Raw genomic sequence first — 19715 nt, forward strand, 5'->3', positions numbered from 1 at the left:
CCGCCCCTACGGGGCTTTCTGGGCACCCCCTTAGGCGCCGTTCACCTTGGCCACGTCGCCGGCGACGATGCCCGCCGTGCCGACATACACGTTGATCTTGAGGGCGAATTGTGGCAGCCAGGTCAGTCGTTCAGCTTCGCGCAAAGGTACCCAAGACGGCATGGGTTCATTCTCCCTGGGATGCATGGGACATCCCTTTTGAGGAGACGTTTCGACGCGTGGATAAGCCGTTCCTGCTGGCTGAGGAGCCATAGGTTCGGGCTGAGCTGAGGTTTCTTCGTGCTGAGGAACGACAGATCAAGTCTGGAAAATGGTTAGTCCGAACAGAGGAGGAGGGCCGGATGGACGCAAACAGTTTTTCCGTCTACAAAGGTCGAAGGGAATTGGGAAGAGCGCGTCCGCGCATCAGCCAGGGCTCGAACTTGACGCTGAAGATGAGGAAATCGAATAGCGACTATCCGACATGGGCCCGGGCGGCATCAAGCTGGGCCAGCCGGAAACCTCGCCCTCCACTATGCAGGTCCTACTTCCTGCCGAACGTCACGCCTTTCCAGTCGTCGGTGCGGAAGGGGAATGCCGGAAGACCCGCGCCGTTGTAAAGCGAGACCTCGGGGTTCGTGGCCCAGGCATAGCGGACCGCCACCGGCTCGCGGATCTGAGGTGAGGACACGACCACCGTGTCGCCGTCGATTCTGGCGTCGGCCCAAACAAACTTCCTATCCTTGCCCGCGATCGAAAAGCCCTTGAGCCAGTACGCCAGGCCTTTAAGGCCCCCGTCCGTGTGATTGAACTTGAGGCGGATGGTGTTGCCCTCGACTTTCATGCTCTTGTAGGTCGGGCCGGAGTAGCTTACGTTCTGGCGATAGGCGACCTTGAGCGCCGAGAGCGCCAAGCGGTAGCCCACGTCCTGTTTGTTTCGGGGGTGGATGTCGTTCGCTTCGCCGATGTCTATGGCCGTTCCGATGCCGACGTTCTTCAGCTTCTGGGTCGCCATGAACTGGGCCTCGCGGAGCTCGGCCCAATCGCTTTCGCCCGGGTCGGGAAGGCGCGCCGTGAAGTTGGCGAGCTGCACAATGAAGAAGGGCAGGTTGGGCTGGCCGAAGAGTCTGCGCCAGTCGTTGATGAGCATCGGCATGAGCTCGCGGTACTGATAGGCTCTGCCGGCGTTCGATTCGCCTTGGTACCAGATCGCCCCCTTGATGGCGAGCGGCACGATAGGATGGATCATGGCGTTGTAAAGCACGGTCGGGACGTTGGGATTGCCGGACACCTGCTGAGGATAGGGAGGCAGGGCGCTCATCGCCGCGCCGGCCTGGAATCGCCACTTGCCCTGGCTCAACGGCGCCTTAGTCCCATCCGAGAAGGTGATGCCCATGTCGGCCACGGCGCTTGTGAAGCCGCCTGCGCCTCCGGTATCCAGCACACGAACTGCAATCACGTTCTTGCCCGGCTTTAGGGTGCCGGCAGGCACCGTGTACCTTCGCGCGGCGTCCCAGACACTCATTGAGCCCACGCGGACCCCGTTCACATAAGTCACATCGGCGTCGTCAATCGCGCCCAGGCTAAGAGTGGCTGTGCCCGAAGCGCCCGCAGGGACATCGATTTCAGCTCGGTAGAACCCAAAGCCATCGAAGGCTTCGAGACCCATGTCCTCAAAGCGCTTCGGGCGATCGATGGACTTCCATCCTTGGGCGTCGAACTCGGGCTTTTCCCAACCCGCCGCAACCTTGGAAGCGCCCTCGGCTTTGGCGTTCCAGGCCTCAACCTGCTTCTCGAAAGGCTCGCCCATGTTTGCCTTTTGCCGGTCGATCTGATCGAGCAGGGCCCCAAAGTCGCCTTGTTTGGTTACGGACGCGCGGCTGGCCCAAGCCTCGATGATGGTGCCGCCCCAGCAGTCCTCCACCAGGCCGATCGGCACGTCCAGCCGCTTATGAAGCTCCCGCCCAAAGAAGTAGGCCACGCCAGAAAAGCCGCCCCAACCTCCTTTGTCGATGGTTTCCGGCGAGCAAACTGACCACCCGGTCGGCACCGTGGGCTGCGGATCGAAGGCCGTAACCTTGGGCACCATGGCCAGGCGAATCTTGGGGTAATTGGCGGCGGCGATCTCGTTTTTCGGGTTTAGGCAGGCCGCGATCCCCTGCTCCATGTTCGATTGGCCCGAGCAGATCCAGACGTCCCCAACGAGCACGTCGTCGAGCACGACTTTCTGCTCTCCCACGACAGCCACTTTGTAAGGACCACCCACCGGCGGAGGCGTAACTTTGACTACCCACTTTCCATCGGCGCCAGTCGTTCCTGAGGCGTTCTTGCCGGCGATGGTGATAGAGACCTTGGAGCCAGGCTTCGCCCAGCCCCAGAAAGTGTTCGGCATGCCCCGCTGCAGGACCATGTGGTCCGAAAAGATCGGGTTGAGGAAGGGAAGCGGGCTTTGTGCCGACGCGGGAGCGAGCGCGAGAACGAGAATGGAAAGCGTCATTGGGGAACCTCGTATCCGACCCGTCGAGATTACCCATCCCAAAGAAACGATGCCGGCGCGAGCGCCGGCATCGTTGGTCCCAGCGGGGCGGACTCTATCGCTTTCGGCGAAGGAGCGCCAGCCCACCGATGGCGAGCGCCGCGAGGGTCGCGGGCTCCGGCACCGGTGTGTCGGTTCGGATGTTGTCGAGATAGAACACTCGGTTCTGAGCGTTGTTGGCGTTGATCGAGAAGCCCAGGCGGTAGGGTTGCCCTGCCACCATGACGCTGGTCAGCGGCGAAATGTTGAAGGTGACCGTGCGTTGTCCGGCCAATCCGCCGTTGCCTGGTCCATAGGTGATCTGGCCGATCTCTCGCCAGCTCCAGCCTCCAAACATCTCCTGCATAAAGGCCTTTCCGTTGAACCAGCCGTCCTGAAAGTCAACCGGCAAGTACATGTCGATCATCAGTTGGGTGGCCAGCATCAGATCGTCGGCCCTGGCGCCGGACACGTTGTCGACCATCAGCCATCGGAAGCCGGCGCCGGCCGGGTAGTCCACTCGGGCAGAATGAGACCCGTCAGTCACGCCAACGGTGTCCTGAGTGAGAGTCACGTCGCCACCGCTCCACGAGGGGTTGTACCAGCCCTCGGTTCCGGTTTCGAACGAGTAGAGCAGACCGGCTTGGCTTTGAGCGGCAAGCGTCAGCAGCCCCAGTGCCAAAAGAACACTTCTATTCCTCATCGAATTCCTCCTCAAATTACCGGCAGGCCCTAGCATAATTCCCGGGCCAAGCCAAATCCAGTGTACGGGAACTGTCCTTCCGAAACTACTGGCAAAAATGCCAATTTAGCTGGCTTTGAACTTGCATGAAAGGATACAAAAACGTCGTGAATGGCCACCTTCGTGCCGACCGGAGATCGGGAGGCTCTCCAAGGAATCTCAGCGCATAATGAAGGCATGAAGACGCTCCGCATTTTCGCCATCGGACTGCTCGCCACCGCCGGATTCGCTCAGACCACCGGGTCTCAGGCGACGGTCCCGGCCGCCAAGATCAAGCCTGTCCAGGCGCAGACAGCCCAACCCAGCCTTGAGGAGCGCATCAAGATCGTCAAAGAGGCCGAAGGCAAGCCGCTGCCGAGCTTCCTGATGAAGCGGCTGGACGACAAGGTGCTTGCCAACAAGGACGTAATGGGAAAGGTGGTGGTCATCGATTTCTGGGCGACCTGGTGCGGGCCTTGCAAGGCCGCGGCGCCCAAGCTGGACCGGCTCTACAAGGAGTTCCATGACCGCGGGCTGGAAATCATCGGGGCGAACCTCGCCGAACGAGGCGAAGGCGGCGCCAGGATTCAGACCAAGGACAATGCCGTGGCCTATGTCAAGGAGCACGGCTACGGCTACACCTTCACCTATGCCAACGACGAGCTTGGCAAGAACTGGAAGGTCCCTGGGTATCCCACGTTCTTCATCGTGGGCCGCGACGGCGTGGTGAAGGAAGTGATGGTGGGCTTTAACGAAGGGCGCATGAAAGAGCTTGTGGCCGAGCTCCTCGGAAAGTGACGGGGGAAGTCGATTCCTCTGGTTGTCCACATTCGCGTCTGTGATTTCGCGGCCTGCGCCTAAGCGCAGGCTGGAAGCCCTCGGACCGGGGTGCGGACGGGGATGTCCGCGCTCCGGTCCGCACACCTATCACCTTGGACCTCGGACCTCCCCCTGTGAATAACCCCGAGAATATTCCGGCAAATATTCCTTCCGTTTTTGAAAAGTCTGTGATATAGTGTTTGAGAATACGTATTCTGAATACGAATTCTCGAAGAGGAGTTCATGCCAAAGGGGGCAGATCAGAAGCCTGCGGGGGTCACCCAGCAGGATATCGCGAGGATGGCCAGCGTTTCGCAGGCCACCGTGTCCCGCGTGTTGGCGGGTGACACCCGAGTCGAGAGCACGATCCGAGACCGCGTCTCCGCGGTGATCAAAGAGCACAACTATCGCCCCGACGTTCGGGCACGCTCGCTCCGAAAGCAGCTCACCGGTTTGGTGGGGCTAGTTGTGAAGCGCCCCACTCCCAACCTCGCCGAAGAGCCCTTCATCGCCGACCTGATCGCGGGGATCATGACGCAGCTCGCCGGGACGGGCTACCACCTTTGCCTCGATTTCGCGACCTCCGAGGTGGGCCAGGCTGCGGTTTATGACGAAATGCTCCGGACCCGGCGCGTCGACGGGCTCATCCTCGTGGAGTCGGAGGCCTGCGACGACCGCGTCCGGCTCCTGCAAGAGGACCGTTTCCCATTTGTGCTCGTGGGCAATCCCATGGAGCACGAGGAGATCGTCTCGGTCGACAACGACAACGTTGACGGTGGCTATGTCGCGACCCGGCACCTGCTGAGCCAGGGCTATCGCAAGGTTGGGATCATCGCCGGGCCCCAGGGCCTGACGGTCAGCGAAGACCGTATCACGGGCTATCGAAGGGCCGTGAGAGAGTTCGGAAAGGACTCGCGAATCTGGTACTCAGAGTTTGGCTCGACGGCGGCCCGGGTCCTTGCCGAGGAACTGCTTGAAAGGCCGAACAGCCCCGACGGCCTGGTCGTGTTGGACGACAACATGGCGTTCGGCGTGATTTTGGCGGCGAAGACGGCGGGCAAGCGCATTCCTGAGGACCTGGGGGTCGTGGGCTTCAACGATTCGAGCCTCTGCGACCTCCTCGACGGAGGGCTGACCTCCGTCAGCCTCAACATCCCGCTGATCTCCTCGCACGCGACGGAACGTCTCCTGCAAACCGTTCAGGGCCAGCCGATCGACGGTCCCAAGCGCCTGATCGTGCCGATCGAGCTGCATGTCCGGGGTTCATCGGCCCGTCCCAAAGGGGGAGCCCTATGATTTTCTGGGCGCCCTTCGTCGACCTGCAGGTCAAGGAAATCGCGCACGAATTAGTGTACCGGGCGGACCGTGAGCATCGTAGCGTCTTTCTCGCGGGGAGCTTTAACGGCTGGAGCCCGTCGTCCTGGCCGATGAAAGGCGACGCCGACGCGCGCACTTGGCGCTATGCCGCAAAGCTCGCGCCGGGCAGGCACTTTTACAAGTTTGTGCTCGACGGTTCGACTTGGATCACCGACCCCAAGGCCGTCCGCAACGAGGACGACGGCAACGGAAACACGAATTCGGTGTTGGACCTCCTGCCGAACGGCATGGCACGGCCCGGGAAGACCGGAGACGGCAGCGTCAACACCGCTGCGCTGAAGCACGTGCAGGAGGCGCCGTGGGTGAACTGGGATCAAGGGCGGCTCACGCTGCAATTCCAGACGTTGGCTCAGGATGCGAAGCGCGTGTTCGTCGTGATCCAGGGCAAACGCACTCCGATGCGCCGGGTTGGCACAGACGGGCTCTTCGACCGCTATTCAGCCGACGTGCCTTGGGATCGCAAGGGGGCTGTTCGCTACTCCTTTGCTATAGAAGACGGCGGCGCAACGGAGACCTGGGTCGCCAAGGGCGGCAGCAAGGACTCCCCCTTCACCCTGGACCCCAAGTTGTTCCGCCCGATCTTGGTCCCCAACTGGGTTGAGAAGACGGTGCTCTACCAGATCTTCCCAGAGCGATTCGACAACGGTGACCCATCCAACGACCACTCCAACAAGGTCGCTTGGGACGCCAAACCGGAGTACTACACCTTCCACGGCGGCGATCTGGCGGGGGTGCGGAAGCACCTTGGCTACCTCAAGAGCCTGGGGATCGGGACCGTCTACTTCAACCCAATCTTCGAGGGGCCAAGCAACCATCACTATGAGACGTTTGATTATTTCAAGGTCGATCCGCACCTCGGCACGAACGCAGAACTGGCTGGCCTGACTAGGGACCTTCACGCCGGCGGCATCAAGGTGATTCTGGACGGCGTGTTCAACCATTCCGGAACCGGATTTGCGCCGTTCAAAGACGTGATCGCTCGCGGAGAGGCTTCCAAGTTCAAGAACTGGTTCTTCATCAACAGCTTCCCGGTTATGGTGAAAGACCCGCCGAACTATCGGGCGTTCTACAACTTCCCGTCGCTTCCAGCAGTCAACCTGCTCGATCCCGATGCCTCGGCCTACATGCTGAAGGTGCCTGGCTTCTGGGAGCGCACCGCGAAGATCGACGGCTGGCGGCTGGACACGGCGCAGGACGCCCCGATGGAGTTCTGGCGGCGGTTCCGCAAGGCGGTCAAGGGAATCCGCAACGACAAATGGATTCTAGGTGAGAATTGGGGCGACTCGTCCCCGTGGCTGAAGGGCGACCAGTGGGACGCGGCGATGAACTACCCGTTCCGGGACGCCGTGCTGCACTTCGTGGCGCAAGGGGACATCCGTGCAACGGACTTTTTGCGGCGGCTCCAGGCGAATTACGAACTTTATGTGCCGCAGGTCTCGCGGAACATGATGAACCTGCTCTCCAGCCACGACACACCGCGGTTCTACACCTTGTGCAAGCGTGACCCGAAGCTGGCGACGATGGGTGCAGTGGTTCAGTTCGCCTGGGCGGGAACCCCGAGCGTCTACTACGGCGAAGAGCTAGGCATGGAAGGGGAGCGCGACCCGGACAACCGAAGGGGGATGGTCTGGAATCTGGCCAAGCCCGACAATCCCTTGCTCCAGACCTACCGGAAGCTGATCGCGGCCCGGCGGAATACGCCCGTGCTTCAGAGCGGCGCACCCGTTCCTCTCGAAGCCAACGACGCCAACGGCACGGCGTCGTTCGGGCGCGTCCTGGGTGAGGACCTCGCGGTCGCCATCGTGAACCGGTCTGACTCGCCCAATGAGGTTTCGGTTCCCCTCTCAAAGGTCCCCGCGAGGACCTTCAAAGGCAAACAGTTTCAAGACGTCCTCAGCGGCAGGCGGTATGCGCCCTCCGCCCGAGGAACGCTTTCCATCAACTTGGAAGCCAAGGGCTCCGCGCTCCTGGTTCCCACTCGTCCACACACCGCGGTCCGAGCCAATTCGGTCCGCCACGACCGGCTCGGCTCGGACTTGCGGAGTCGCAATATCCGCAAATCTCGTTCCTTGGAGGCCCAATGAAGAAGCAGATAAGAATGGGCTTTACGCTCATTGAACTCCTCGTCGTGATCGCGATCATCGCCATTTTGGCGGCGATCCTCTTCCCCGTCTTCGCGCAAGCGAAAACCGCAGCCAAGAAGGCCGCGGACCTTTCGAACGTCCGGCAGTTCGTGACTGCGACGCTTATGTATGCGACCGACTATGACGATCGGATTCCGCACTACAACTGGCCGGAGGGCTACATCTTCGCAGCCAGGCTAGAGCCCTACATCAAGAACCGCGGCATCATGAAGAACCCGGCCGTAACGTCCCCTCAGGGAAACATGCAGAAAAAGCAGGCCGACAACGGTTCAGGCGACTACATGCTGGATCCCAACGATCCTTGCGTCGGCCTTGGAGTCTCGACCCGTGGCCCCAAGCCGAACTATTACGACGACAAATATCCGCCGTTGGACTACGAAATCAACCCGACCCTGTTCAGCTACGTGGATGCGCCCTCGAGCCACCCATGCTCGAGCGGCCGTTACGGCTACTACCATCCCGGTACAGACGCCACCTCGGGTGGCACGTCGGGTGACGGTAACGTCGGCATTGGCGGCGGCTATCCCATGTCGTTCACGAGCGTTGCCAAAGTCGGTTTGATTATCGACTTCCCTGGCAACGGCATGCAGTGGCCGGGCGGCTCCGGACTCAACTTCTGGGGCGTCAAGACCGGCATCTTTGCGGACGGCAGCAACGTGGGACACATGGACGGACACGCCAAGTTCTACAAGGGCGTCAAGCTCTTCCCGAACTTGAAGGCAGACGGAACGCTGGTCTACGGCGACACCTGGTGTGGCGGCGAAGGCGGCACCTGCCCGTGGGGCGGTTCCGTTGGATGGGCGGCAGGCGCTCCTCACAACGAACAGAACGGCAAGGGCTGGATCTGGTGGGGTACGAACTACGCCGATCCGAGCAACCAGTAAGCGATCGATTCGGAGGCGGCTTTGCCGCCTCCGATTGACCTATGAACATGGAGGAAACCAGGTGAGACAGTTGTGGCTAGTAGGGATTGTCGCCGCCCTTGGAATCATGGCGACGGGCTGTAATGTCGGGAATGCTCCCGAACCTATGTCGGAGAACCAAGTCAAGGATGAGGTAGCCAAGCTAACCCCAGAGCAGCAGATCGATTGGATCAATCGCAGTCCGATGCCACCTGAGGAGAAGCAAAAGAAGATCGACGAGATCAAGGCCAAATACGGCATTTCGGGTGCGGTAACGGGCGCCAGTGGCGTGCCGGGAGCTGCTGGCGGTGGCGCCGCTCCGCCTGCGGGTGGTTCGGACGGTTCCGGCAGGACCCCGAACTGACTTCCGTGAGCCATGCTGGCTAGCTTGACCTTCTTGCTGGCAATCGCGCCTTGGCACGAACGCCCTCAAGGGGCCTGGTTCGAGCCAAGGTCCGTTGCGTTTGCCCATGCGCCGTCGATGCACCTTGAAAGCGTGTCGGTGGTCGGCGGATTCAATGATTGGGACCGAGCACGGAACCCCCTTGAGCTGAGCGCTGACGGTAAAACCTGGCGCGGGACCTTCGACATCCAGCCTGGCGTCTACCCGTATCTCTTTGTGGAGGACGGCAGTCGCTGGGTGCCGGATCCCAAGGCGCCGCCCTTCCCGGATGCCAACGGCAACGTGAACTCCAAGCTGGTGGTGCTGCCGCTCGATTACGACAAGCAGCCAGGAAGAGTGGGCGACGGGAAGGTCACCGCCAGCGCCGCGCTGCACTGGCCAAATCCCGAAAACACGGTCCGGCTGGATGAGAACAGGGCCTACGTCAAGCTGCTGACCCGGGCGCGCGACGTCGCCAAGGTCTGGGTGGTGCTGGAGGGCGGGGAGCGGTTTCCGATGCAGCGGGTGGCTGGAGACGAGCTCTTCGACACCTGGCGTGGGGAGTTTCAGATTCCCAGGGGCCCGGTGACCCGGTACTCGTTCTTGCTGGAGGATGGGGGGAAGGGCTATTGGCTTGGTGAGAGTGGGCTCTCCTCAGAGCTGTCCGGCGTGTCGGACAGGTCGGCCAAGTCGGCCAATTCCGACTTGAATAAGCCCCAGACCCCAAACCCCACACCCCGCACCCCCTTTGCCCAGGCGCTTCGCTCCTACCCCCTTCCCAGAGAGCCGGACTGGGTTCAGGATGCCGTTTTCTACCAGATTTTCCCTGAGCGATTCGACAACGGCGACCCGACAAACGACGGACCTGGCGTGGAGCCTTGGGGCAGCAAGCCTACCGGCCGAAACCGGATGGGCGGCGATCTCGCCGGCATCCGCAAGCGTCTGGACTACCTCTCCGAATTGGGCGTGAACGCCCTCTACCTGAACCCGGTCTTCCAGGCGAACTCGAACCACGCCTATGACACCGTGGACTACAAGACCGTGGACGCGCGGTTCGGGACGAACCAGGAACTAGGTAGCCTGGTGAAAGCCCTGAAAGGCAAGGGCATCAGAACGCTGCTCGACGGCGTGTTCAACCATTCGAGCCCCGACTTCTTCGCGTTCAAAGATGTCATCGAGAACGGCTGGTGGTCGGCATATAGGAGGTGGTACTTCCTGATTCAGCCGCAAGTGGAGGTGAGGGAGGGCCAGAAGACGTATCGGACCTTCGCGGGTGTGCCCTCGATGCCCAAGTTGAACCAGGACGACCGGGAGTGCGCGGAGTATTTTCTGGGGATAGGGGAGAGGTGGATCAGGGATATGGGGATCGCGGGTTGGCGGCTCGATGTCGCTGACCAGGTGAGCCAGGAGTTCTGGAGGGCGTTCCGAAAGAGGGTGAAGCAGGCCGACCCGGAGAGCTACATCGTCGGCGAGGTCTGGGGGGACGCGCACGAGTATCTTCAGGGCGACCAGCACGATGCGGTGATGAACTACCGCTGGCGCGAGGCGGTGCTGAACTTCCTGAAGGCCAAGGACCCCAAGCCTTCGGTGCTCGATCGCGACCTTGCCCGCATTCGCCAGGACTATCCAAGGGCGACACTCAATGCGATGTACAACCTGCTCGGAAGCCACGACACCGAGCGGCTGAGGACGGTGTTGAAGGGCGATCGCGCCAAAGAGCGGCTGGCCGTGGCGCTGCAGTTCTGCTATCCGGGCGTGCCCAGCATCTACTATGGCGACGAGATCGGCATGGAAGGGGGCAAGGACCCCGATGAGCGCCGGTGCATGATCTGGGACCGCTCGAAGTGGGACGGGAAGCTGCGCGAGGTGTACCGGCGGCTCATCCGGATTCGGAAGGAACGGCCTTCGCTGCGCCGTGGAGACTTTCGGGTGATCGCTGCGGACGATGCGCGCGGGCTTTTCCGATTCGAAAGGCGTCTGGGCAAGGAGAGGACACAGCTTGTGGCCAATATCAGCGGCGGGTGCCGAGACGTCAAGGTGGAAAAGGGGTTTGAGATGATCTACGCGTCTCCCGGCCTCGAACTGAGAAAGGACCGGATGTGCGCCGTGGGTCCGATGAGTTTTGCGATCGTGGGGAACGTCGTGAAGCCGCTTAGGGGACAGAAATGACGACGATTCTTCTGACCTTGGTCTCTCTGGGGACTCTGGGCATCAGCCACATTGCGGGTATGAGCGATGCACGGCTGGAGGCCGGCGAAGGGCGAAGGGCGAAGGGCGAGGTTCGATACGCTATGCGCGATGCGCGATGTGGAATGGGCCCTGTCCCCCAGACCCCAGACCCCAGACCCCAAACCCCAGACTCCGCACCCTCAACCTTCCTCTCCGGCGGCGACGTGTCCGAGATTCCTCAGATCGAAGACGAGGGCGGCAAGTTCTATTGGAAAGGCAAGCAGGAAGACCCGTTCGTCATCATGCGCAAAGCCAGGTGGAACTGGGTGCGGTTCCGCATCTGGAATCAGCCGCGAGATGGCTATTGCGATGTGGCGCACACGCTGGCCCTGGCAAAGCGGGCGGCTGCGCAGGGATTGCAAATCAGCCTGGACTTCCACTATTCGGATTGGTGGGCCGACCCCGCCAAGCAGAACAAACCCAGCGCGTGGAAGGACCTGAGCTTCGCCGCGCTCACAAAGGAGGTCTACCGCTTCACGCACGACACGGTCCGGGCGATGATCGCCCAAGGCACGCCACCCAACATGGTGCAGGTGGGCAATGAGATCATCGGCGGGATGCTCTGGCCCGAGGGCAAAGTGAACAGCAACGAGCCGGAATCGTGGAAGCGGTTCGCGGTCCTGCTGAAGGCGGGGCTGAGGGCGGTGAGGGACGCGGAGAAGGGAATTGGTGAGAATGGTGAGAGTAGTGAGAATGGTGAGAGTAGTGAGAATGGTCCGGAACAACCCTCACAATTCTCACCATCCTCACCACCCTCACGAGTTCTGACGATGCTCCACATCGACCGTGGAGGCGACAATACCGCTTCAGTCTGGTGGCTGGACCACGTGGTGAAAGAGGGCGTCGAGTTTGACTGTATCGGCCAGAGCTACTACCCGTTCTGGCATGGCACGCTGGCTCAGCTTGAGTTCAATCTTAACGACTTGGCGCGGCGCTACGGCAAAGATGTGTATGTGGTCGAGACCGCCTATCCTTGGACCATGGACCACAAGCGGCGATCGCTGATGAACGAGAAAGACAAGCTGACGCCCGGCTTCCCGGCGACTCCCGAGGGCCAGGCGGCGTTCCTGAAGAAGGTCACGGAGATTCTGAAGGCGGTCCCAGGCGGCCGCGGCAAGGGCCTGCTCTATTGGGCGCCGACCTATCTGCTGACTCCCAAGAACAAGGACCGCTACCCTTATGAGAACCTGGCGACGTTCGACACCTCGGGCAGGGCTCTGCCGGCGGTGAGGGAGTTGGGCGTTAGGCGTTAGGTGCCAGGTGCTGCTTTGGGAGTGCGCTGACTTGTCAGCGCTTTGACTTGCGGGGCCACCGCTGCTGTAGCTCTTGGGATCGCGTTGTGGCCACCGTCCCCCACTCAACGTCGGCGTGAATCCGAGCAGCAAGCAAGAATGCGAGGATTTGTGTCTGCTGAATCGGCGGCGAAAATTCAGACGAATCTGTCAAGAAACATAAACCGGGGTCGGGACTAAACTGGAACGATGAGGCTGCCTCAGAGATTTTCTGCGGCCAGGTGGATTGACATGAAGCGTTCTTTGCTCTCTTCTGCGGCCTTGGCCGCGCTGTTCGCGGTAGCGTCCGGGCAGTCGCCATGGGATCCGGTGAACCAAGTCTCCCAAGCGCAATACACGCAGTACCAGCAGACGATCCAGAACTCAGGACTCGGGCTCTATGGCGGCTCGGCCTACGATCAGTGGTACCGAAACCGCTGGAACACGGGAGGTTCCGCGACCGAGTCTTTAGGCTTCAAGGAGGCCAACCTGTTTCTGCGCGATCAACTCGGCGGGATGGGGTTGGACGTCTCCGAGCAGAGCACCTATCGCAACGTGATCGGAGAGCTTCGGGGCACGCAGAACCCCGAGCGGATCTGGATCATTTCGGGCCATTTCGATCACCCGGAGAGCGGATTCGAGGCGCCGGGTGGGGATGACAACGCAAGCGGTACAGCTGGGATGCTCGAAGCCGCGCGGGTGCTCAGTCAGTATCGCTTTCGCGACACGATCCGGTTCATTGGTTGGGGCGGAGAAGAGGGCTGGATGCTCGGCAGCTGGGATTACGTGAACAACGTGGTGAAGCCGCGAGGCGAGAACATCGTCGGCATGCTCAACCTCGACATGATCTTGCGGCCCGGTTGGGATAGCGACCCGAGCGCGCCACGCGACCTCGACCTCTCGACGGGCGATAATCCGGCCTGCATGGCGCTAGCCCAGGGATTCATGGGCGCAATGGGAACCTACGCTCCCGGCATCTTGCTTGATCCGCGAAACCCCCAAACGGAGGATTGGTACCCCAGCGACCAGGGACCCTTCATCCAGGAGGGCTATGCCGGGCTGATGATCGCCGAAAATACGGCACACGAGATCTGGTACCAGGGCACGAACTGGTACTACCACACGGCCAACGATGCCAGCGACCGGGCGGCGAACGACCCATTTCACGGGTCGGGTGTCACCTACGAATACGATTGGGCGACGGACGTGGTGCGGGGCTCGGTGGGGTTTCTGGCCGACAGCGCGGGCATCGTTCCCGAGCCAAGCGGTCTGCTGGGACTGGGCGTGGGGATGTTGTCGTTGCTTCGTAGGCGCGGCCAGGGCTAGCCCTTCGGCTCTGTCTCGTTGGGAGTCTCCGCACCCCTGTAACGTATGGGCTTGCCTTCGATTCGGGCTGACTCCATTACGGAAAGTGTGAGGGCGACAAGTGTCCTCTCGATGCCGGTTCTCGCCGCCAACTCAATGCGCTGCCGATCATTGCCCCAGCCCATCCCTCCAGTGGACCTTCCTATTGGTCTTCGCAGCCTTCAGAAACCATGCCCAGACCTGGCGATCGACAGGATGCTGGACTTGTTCAGTAAGGTCCAGAGGGGTCTTGCCTTCACGGTTCTTCGCGTCTATTTTGGCGCCATTCTGAATCAACCATTCAGCTGATAGAGCTCGCGATCGGATTACGGCGAAGTGAAGCGGAGTGTTACCGGTGGTCGGATCCGCATCGTTGATGTCAGCGCCCAACTTCCTTAGAAGGGGCAGCATAGTCGGACGATTCATGCCGAGGACGAAGGGAGAAGCTCCTGAGCGGTCGTATGTCTTGAAGGACGCTCCGGCGGCGACTAGGGCCTTGACGCAATCCCCCGAACCGCTTTCAGTGGCGTAGTGAAGCGCCGTCATGCCCATCACATCTCCAGCATTGATTTCAGAACTGTCGGCTCCGAGCGCTGGAATCACCTTTGGGTTGTCCTGCTGAACGGCGATGATGTATGGATTGAGGAGCGTATTTGCCAAAGGGGGCCCCTTGATTCCCCTCTTCGAAACGTAGCTTGCCATAGCAGGAGTGCTGAGAGCCGCCAAGTGTAGGGCTGTATAGCCTCCGGCACTTGGCTCCGAGATAAGGTGTCCGGAGAGCTTCTCCAGCTTCTCTAGAAGGGGGATGTCACCTCGGACCACGGCATAGAGGAGAGGAGGAATGGAGCCAAATGTGACAACGTCGAAAAGCTCTGGCCGCTCTTTGAAGGTCGCGAGGATCTTGTCCGGCGACTCAGTCATCACGAATGCGAAAAGGCAGTTGCAGTTCCGAAGATCGAACTGCGTGTCGAGCTTCTCGGCGCTCTCGAAGCTGGCCGAGAAGTTCATGTCCCGTCTCCAAGCGTTCGCTGGAAGCGAGAAGTCGAGAGGGCCGGGAAGGGACCGTTGTCCGGGTGACAGCTCGTTGACTGTGAACCTCCCGACGTTCCAGAAGTTCGCATCCACCGTCCGTTCTATTTTGGGGTCTCCGTTGTCAAAGGTGAGGGTGATCTTCACCTTTGGCCTAATGAGGGCGAGCTTTCCAACATTTTTCAGAGAGACTGTCGCTCTCCAAGGCATGTTGCCGTTTGGGTCCGGGCTGGTCGTGACAGGACTTGCGCCATAGAAGTTCAGCTCAACGCCCGTCTTGACGCTCTCACCCTTTGGAGGATTCGTGTTGGGGGGCGGCTGGTAGTTTGGGTCTTTAGGCGCTGAAGCAAAGGGGTTTGGCTTCACGCGGCCCTTCGGCGGATTTGGCTCACCGCAACCCACGGACATCAGTACGACACATGTGGCCGCTGATAAGTACAAGGCCTTCATGTCGCCATTATAGGCCAATCCACTGAGAGGCGCCAATCCGGCTGTCACACGCCAATCTAGGTTGGAGCGGTTCGCAGACGATGAGTTACGACACGTGCAATGGGTTTGGGTGTGCCTTAGGCGTGCGGTGGCCCATCGAGAACCTCAGTTGCGATAGGAAGTCATAAGCGCCTCTTCGTCTTTCGGAAGATCGCGTACCTTCCGAAGCCCCTTGCCCTCGGAACTCACCTTCCACCTGGAGCGTTGGCCCGAATCATCTTCCCGAGTGAAGTTCAATTGCCTGCCGTCGCCACTCCACTCGCTACAGTAATAGGATGCCGTCTTTGAACTTGCGAGACGGCGACGCCTAAGGCCGTCGGCGTTCATGACCCATACCTCGCTTTGGGCACCGCTCTCAAAGCTCTTCGCGTCGTTGTCGGCAATCATCGTGTAGGCGATCGTTCGGCCATCCGGCGACCACTCGGGCCAAATGCAAGTCTGGCCCTCGGCCGTTAGCCATCTGCCTTTGCCTGTCCTGTAGTCAAGGCGTCGAATGCGCTTGTGGTCATACCAAAATCGCGAACCGCCCACGACTATTAGGACAACTTCTCCGTTTGGAGAGAACTGGATGAGCTCGGGCCACTGTAGCACGAAGCTGTGAACCTTTCCACCAGGGAGTTTGGAGAGCTCTCTTCGCTTCTTTGAACGGATGTCGACATCCCAAAGCGGGTTCCCGTCCGCGTTCACCGACACCGCCCCAAACACGTTGCTCCAGTAAAGGACATGCCGGCTGTCTGGCGCCCATTTGGCGATTTCTGGCGACCGGTCCCACCTTGGGCCGCCCTCGACGATCCGACGTGCGCCGGATCCGTCGGCACGAGCGACGCACAACGTCTCTCGAACCCAGTCGGTGTTGCTTTGGGAATTCGGGTTTTGCTCGCGCAGGATGTAGGCGATCCGCTTGTGATCAGGGCTCCAAGTCCTGTCGGTGATGGAGCCCACCGCTTTGGGGCCCCAGCGTGCAGCTTCGGATAGAAGGCCATCGGGAGGGACCGATTGCTCAAGGCTCGACATCCAAAGACCGATCAGCAGCCCAATCACTCGCCGTTAGCCTCCTTTCGGTTCTGCCTCGTGGTACGTCTCCGCACCCCTGAACGGCATGTGCCTTCCCTCGACGTACCTTGGCCAGGGGTTGTAGTCGTTGATTCCCGGGACGGGCGAGCCGCGCAGCATCAGGCAGCTTGGCCAGTTCTCTTCGGTCAGGATTCTGGTGGTCGCTGGGATGTAGCGGATGGTGAGACCGGCGCGGCGGTGCGGCGAATGGTTCGCGTGCGAACCGTGCACGATCTTGGGGTTGTGCACCGAGACGTCTCCCGGCGCGAGCACGAAGTCCACGGCCTTGCTTTCATCGACGAACTCATCCGGCACCTTTCGATCGAGCACGGCCTCCTGGCCGGCTTCCTCCATCTCCTGGAGCTCCAGATTCTGAGTGCCTGGGATCACCTTCATGCAGCCGTTTTCGGGGGTGGAGTGGTCCACCGCCAGCCAGAGGGTGACCACCTCCATCGGCTCCAGGGGCCAATACGCGCCGTCCTGATGCCACAGCACCGGCTGGCCGTCGAACGGCGGTTTGCTGATGAAGTGGCTGGCGAACAGCGCGACGTTCGGCCCGACGAAGGTCTCGGCGATGTCGAGCAGGCGCGGGTCGGCGATGAGGCGCGTCCAGAACGGGTTGTCCTTCATCAGCCAGTGGTGAAGCTGCTCGGGCCGCAGTTCGGGATTGCGCTCCAAAAGCCAAGCGATGTGGCGGTCGGTCTCGGCGATGAGCTCGGCGTCGAGCACGTTGCGAAAGATGGTGTAGCCCTCTCGGTCGTATTCGGCCTTGTGCGCGGCGAAATCGGCGGCGGTGGTCATTGGGGGATTATGGGCGAAGAGAAGAGGGTTGGTGTTCAGGTTTTCAGGTGTTGGGGGGGTTAGGCATTGGGGCATTGGGGCATTGGGCGGCGGAGTCTCCACCCCCAACCCCCTCCTCAGTTTCGCTTCGCAAAACCAAGGAGGGGGCTCCATTCGCGCGTCGCCCGTTGCTCAGCGCGCAAGTGGCGTTCCACTTTCCAATGCCCAATTGCCCAAATTCCCAGATGCCCCCCACCCTTCGCATTTGCGCACTCATGCCCCTAATGCCTTAACGCCCCAATACCTTCACGCCCCAATGCCTTCATGCCCCAATGCCTTCACGCCCTATGCTCTTCGCCTCTACTTTTTCCTTCCGCCGCCGATCTGGCCCTTGAGTGGGGGGATCTTCTGATCTGGTGGCGGTTTGGTGCCGCCGCCTTTCGTGGGGCGTTCCTCATCCTCGTTCACCACCAATGAGCCCTTGGCTTTGAAGCCCTCCCAGATGTCCTCGTCCCCCTTCTTGGTGGAGACCTGGAACCACTCGCACTGCATGTCGTCGCCGACCGAAGTTTGGAACCGTACCTCCTGCTTGCCCTCGCCGCCGGCCAGCCTGAGCGTCTCCTTCTCGGCGTCGTAGAGTGCCTTGGGGCCCCAAGCGCGCCGCCACCCGATCTCCCCGATCGACTGGTACGCCTCGGGCGAACCGGTGACCTCGGCATGCCGCGAGCCCTTGGCGTACCAATACTCGATGCGCTGGGCGTGGATCACCACGGGGTATTGCCTAAGGTTCTTGGTCGAGCGGATCTCTTCGTCCTGCTTGCGCTTCTTCTCGTCGGCGCTGTCGGTGGCTTTGGGCCTGTCTTTGGCAATCTCCTCTGGCACCGTCGGCGTGTAGGGAGGGATTTCGACTTCCTCCAGCTTTTGGTTCTCTTCGGGCTTGATGAGCATGGTCACATTGCCCTCCAGCACCGCGCGTTTTTCCTTGCGGTAGATCGTCACCTTGTCGGCGATCACGTTGGCGTCCACCCCAAAATAGCGCACCCGCCCGGTGGCTTCGATGACGTCGGTTTTGCGGTTTTGTCTCGCTGTGGGGGCCTTAATCACCACCTCGCCGTCGGTGGCGTCGATGTCGGTGTAGTCGATGAAGTCCTTGGTGCTCTTGGAGCTGCCAGATTGCCGAATGGTCCAGGTCGAGGTCTTGCCCTGGGGCTTCTCGCCCTCGGCGAGCGTAGCCTTGCCGGTCCACACACCGGGCCCGGTGCTGAAGGTGTCGGAAGAAGGGAAATACTCCAGCTTCTCCGCCTTCAGTACCCCGCCATAGAACCTTCCCTCGACGAACCCAGGCACGAACAGACGCCCAGGGGTCTGCTCAAAGTCGAAAGCGTCGACTTGCAGGTCCATTTCGGCGTTCCAGACGCGGGCCCCGTCGTTCCCCTGAAACTTCCGTGCGCCACTGTCGTACTCCCCACCTTCGCTGGAGAAATGAAGGTTGGTGTCTTTGCCGTAGTACACGCCATCCCGAACGTTTGCCAGCCGAAAGTGGTTGCGGTCCTTTCGGATGTCGATTCGCCCGACATGGAAGCTGGCAACGAGCTTGCCCATCTCGTAGCCCTTCACCTGAACGTCTTCCATTCGAATGCCGATCTCGCCCCCCAAACCGCTGGACTGGGGCCGGAACCGCGCGAACGGATCAAGCGTGAGGAACCAGCGCAGGTAAACCGAGACGGCAAGGAACCCGACGATGGCGGCCACCGTCAGAAGGGCCCGTTTGAAGGGGCTCGGCTTACTGGAGATGAAAGTCACGTCGCAGCACCTCGTTCGCCTGCGTCAGGGTCACGTCCTGGCCCGGGGCCGTCAGGGCGCCCTTGGACGCGGTGATCGTATAGGACCCGGGGCTCACGAAGAAAAAGTACCTTCCATCGGCCCCTACGTTGTACACCCGAACGTCGTTTCCACCCTGTTTGAGCCGAATAATGGCGCCCTGCGCTCCGCCTGCCGCCGTCACCGATCCCCAAATGTTGTAGGGCGGGCCGGGGGGGTTGGGGTCGCTTGTAGGCGAGACGAAGATGTCGCCCACGTCCACGATGCCGCCGGAAGCAGTGAACGGCTGGGTGGAGAACTCGGTCGTGAAATAGCCGCCGGCGCGGATCGTGCCCACGATGCCCCAGAAGGCGGTCTGCGTGGCGCTGGAATAAGCCACGTTCGAGAGGGTGAATAGGCCGTTCGCGTCGCTGAGCGCCGACCGCCCCGCAAAGAGCACCGCCGCGCCCGAAATCGGGTTCGAATTGGTCGAGTCGCGCAGCGTCCCGCGGACCGTCACCTTTTCAGTGCCTATCCAGAGGTCTCCGACGTCGGTGACGCCGCTGGCGGCCGCCACGGTGAACTGCCACACCCCTGTGGAAGCCGAGTGGGTGTCGACGGTCAGGCTCGTGGCCCCTGCCTTAGCGGGAACCTGGAACGAGCCGTCGCTGGCGTTGGTCAGCACACCGGTGGAGCCCGATTGAACCGTGGACTGCGGGTTGGTGGGGCCACCGGTCACGACGCTGAGGACCCGGCCCACGAAGGTGGCCGTGGCCGGGGTTCCGCCACCCCCGCCGCAGCCCAGGAACGTGGCCGCAAGCAAGAGCAGGGACGCTTTCGCCCAGAGGCGCAGGCTCCGGAAGCTGTTCAAGCGCTTCAAT

The 19715-nt window shown here is 61.2% G+C and carries 15 protein-coding genes; 8 read left to right on the forward strand and 7 right to left on the reverse strand.

Translation table 11 applies throughout. The features are described from left to right. Positions 1 to 523 precede the first annotated feature (523 nt). Together HZC36_16100 and HZC36_16105 are read right to left on the reverse strand one after the other, a co-directional pair. Positions 524 to 2476, reverse strand: coding sequence for a 9-O-acetylesterase (locus HZC36_16100; GenBank protein MBI5708507.1), 1953 nt, complete (start codon positions 2474 to 2476; stop codon positions 524 to 526). 94 nt (positions 2477 to 2570) lie between these two features. Beyond that, positions 2571 to 3197, reverse strand: coding sequence for a PEP-CTERM sorting domain-containing protein (locus HZC36_16105; GenBank protein ID MBI5708508.1), 627 nt, complete (start codon positions 3195 to 3197; stop codon positions 2571 to 2573). 216 nt (positions 3198 to 3413) lie between these two features. Here HZC36_16105 and HZC36_16110 point away from each other — a divergent pair, with 216 nt between their 5' ends. The 8 genes from HZC36_16110 (at position 3414) to HZC36_16145 (ending at position 13665) form a co-directional block, all read left to right on the forward strand. Next, positions 3414 to 4013, forward strand: coding sequence for a TlpA family protein disulfide reductase (locus HZC36_16110; protein ID MBI5708509.1), 600 nt, complete (start codon positions 3414 to 3416; stop codon positions 4011 to 4013). Between the two features lie 264 nt (positions 4014 to 4277). Further along, complete coding sequence (locus HZC36_16115) at positions 4278 to 5330, forward strand: LacI family DNA-binding transcriptional regulator (protein ID MBI5708510.1); 1053 nt, start codon at positions 4278 to 4280, stop codon at positions 5328 to 5330. Beyond that, positions 5327 to 7495 (forward strand): alpha amylase N-terminal ig-like domain-containing protein, encoded by a 2169-nt coding sequence (locus HZC36_16120; protein MBI5708511.1) that lies wholly within the window; start codon positions 5327 to 5329, stop codon positions 7493 to 7495. The genes HZC36_16115 and HZC36_16120 overlap by 4 nt, the downstream gene beginning before the upstream one ends. Then, positions 7492 to 8439 carry a prepilin-type N-terminal cleavage/methylation domain-containing protein gene (locus HZC36_16125; protein MBI5708512.1) on the forward strand — a complete coding sequence of 316 codons (948 nt, stop codon included), beginning with the start codon at positions 7492 to 7494 and terminating at the stop codon, positions 8437 to 8439. Before HZC36_16120 ends, HZC36_16125 begins: the two co-directional genes overlap by 4 nt. 61 nt (positions 8440 to 8500) lie before the next feature. Continuing rightward, a complete protein-coding gene (locus HZC36_16130; protein MBI5708513.1) occupies positions 8501 to 8821 on the forward strand; it encodes a hypothetical protein in 321 nt (106 codons plus the stop codon). 24 nt (positions 8822 to 8845) lie between these two features. Continuing rightward, complete coding sequence (locus tag HZC36_16135) at positions 8846 to 11008, forward strand: alpha amylase N-terminal ig-like domain-containing protein (protein MBI5708514.1); 2163 nt, start codon at positions 8846 to 8848, stop codon at positions 11006 to 11008. Then, on the forward strand, positions 11005 to 12321 hold the full coding sequence (locus HZC36_16140; protein ID MBI5708515.1) for a glycosyl hydrolase 53 family protein: 1317 nt from the start codon (positions 11005 to 11007) through the stop codon (positions 12319 to 12321). Before HZC36_16135 ends, HZC36_16140 begins: the two co-directional genes overlap by 4 nt. Positions 12322 to 12591: 270 nt before the next feature. Continuing rightward, the gene (locus HZC36_16145) at positions 12592 to 13665 is read left to right on the forward strand and encodes a Zn-dependent exopeptidase M28 (GenBank protein MBI5708516.1); all 1074 of its coding nucleotides are present in this window, start codon (positions 12592 to 12594) and stop codon (positions 13663 to 13665) included. 147 nt (positions 13666 to 13812) lie between these two features. Here HZC36_16145 and HZC36_16150 read toward each other — a convergent pair whose 3' ends face one another. From HZC36_16150 to HZC36_16170, 5 genes are all read right to left on the reverse strand, one after another. Continuing rightward, positions 13813 to 15162, reverse strand: coding sequence for a hypothetical protein (locus HZC36_16150; GenBank protein MBI5708517.1), 1350 nt, complete (start codon positions 15160 to 15162; stop codon positions 13813 to 13815). Positions 15163 to 15306: 144 nt separating this feature from the next. Then, a complete protein-coding gene (locus HZC36_16155; protein ID MBI5708518.1) occupies positions 15307 to 16242 on the reverse strand; it encodes a PD40 domain-containing protein in 936 nt (311 codons plus the stop codon). Between the two features lie 6 nt (positions 16243 to 16248). After that, on the reverse strand, positions 16249 to 17055 hold the full coding sequence (locus HZC36_16160; protein ID MBI5708519.1) for a phytanoyl-CoA dioxygenase family protein: 807 nt from the start codon (positions 17053 to 17055) through the stop codon (positions 16249 to 16251). A 339-nt stretch (positions 17056 to 17394) separates the two neighbouring features. Beyond that, positions 17395 to 18837: a hypothetical protein gene (locus tag HZC36_16165; protein MBI5708520.1), complete on the reverse strand. Its 1443-nt coding sequence runs from the start codon at positions 18835 to 18837 to the stop codon at positions 17395 to 17397. Continuing rightward, positions 18818 to 19714, reverse strand: a complete 897-nt coding sequence (locus HZC36_16170; protein MBI5708521.1) for a hypothetical protein — start codon at positions 19712 to 19714, stop codon at positions 18818 to 18820. The genes HZC36_16165 and HZC36_16170 overlap by 20 nt, the downstream gene beginning before the upstream one ends. Position 19715: the final 1 nt, after the last annotated feature.

Source organism: Armatimonadota bacterium (assembly GCA_016223145.1).
Taxonomy (GTDB): domain Bacteria; phylum Armatimonadota; class Fimbriimonadia; order Fimbriimonadales; family Fimbriimonadaceae; genus Nitrosymbiomonas.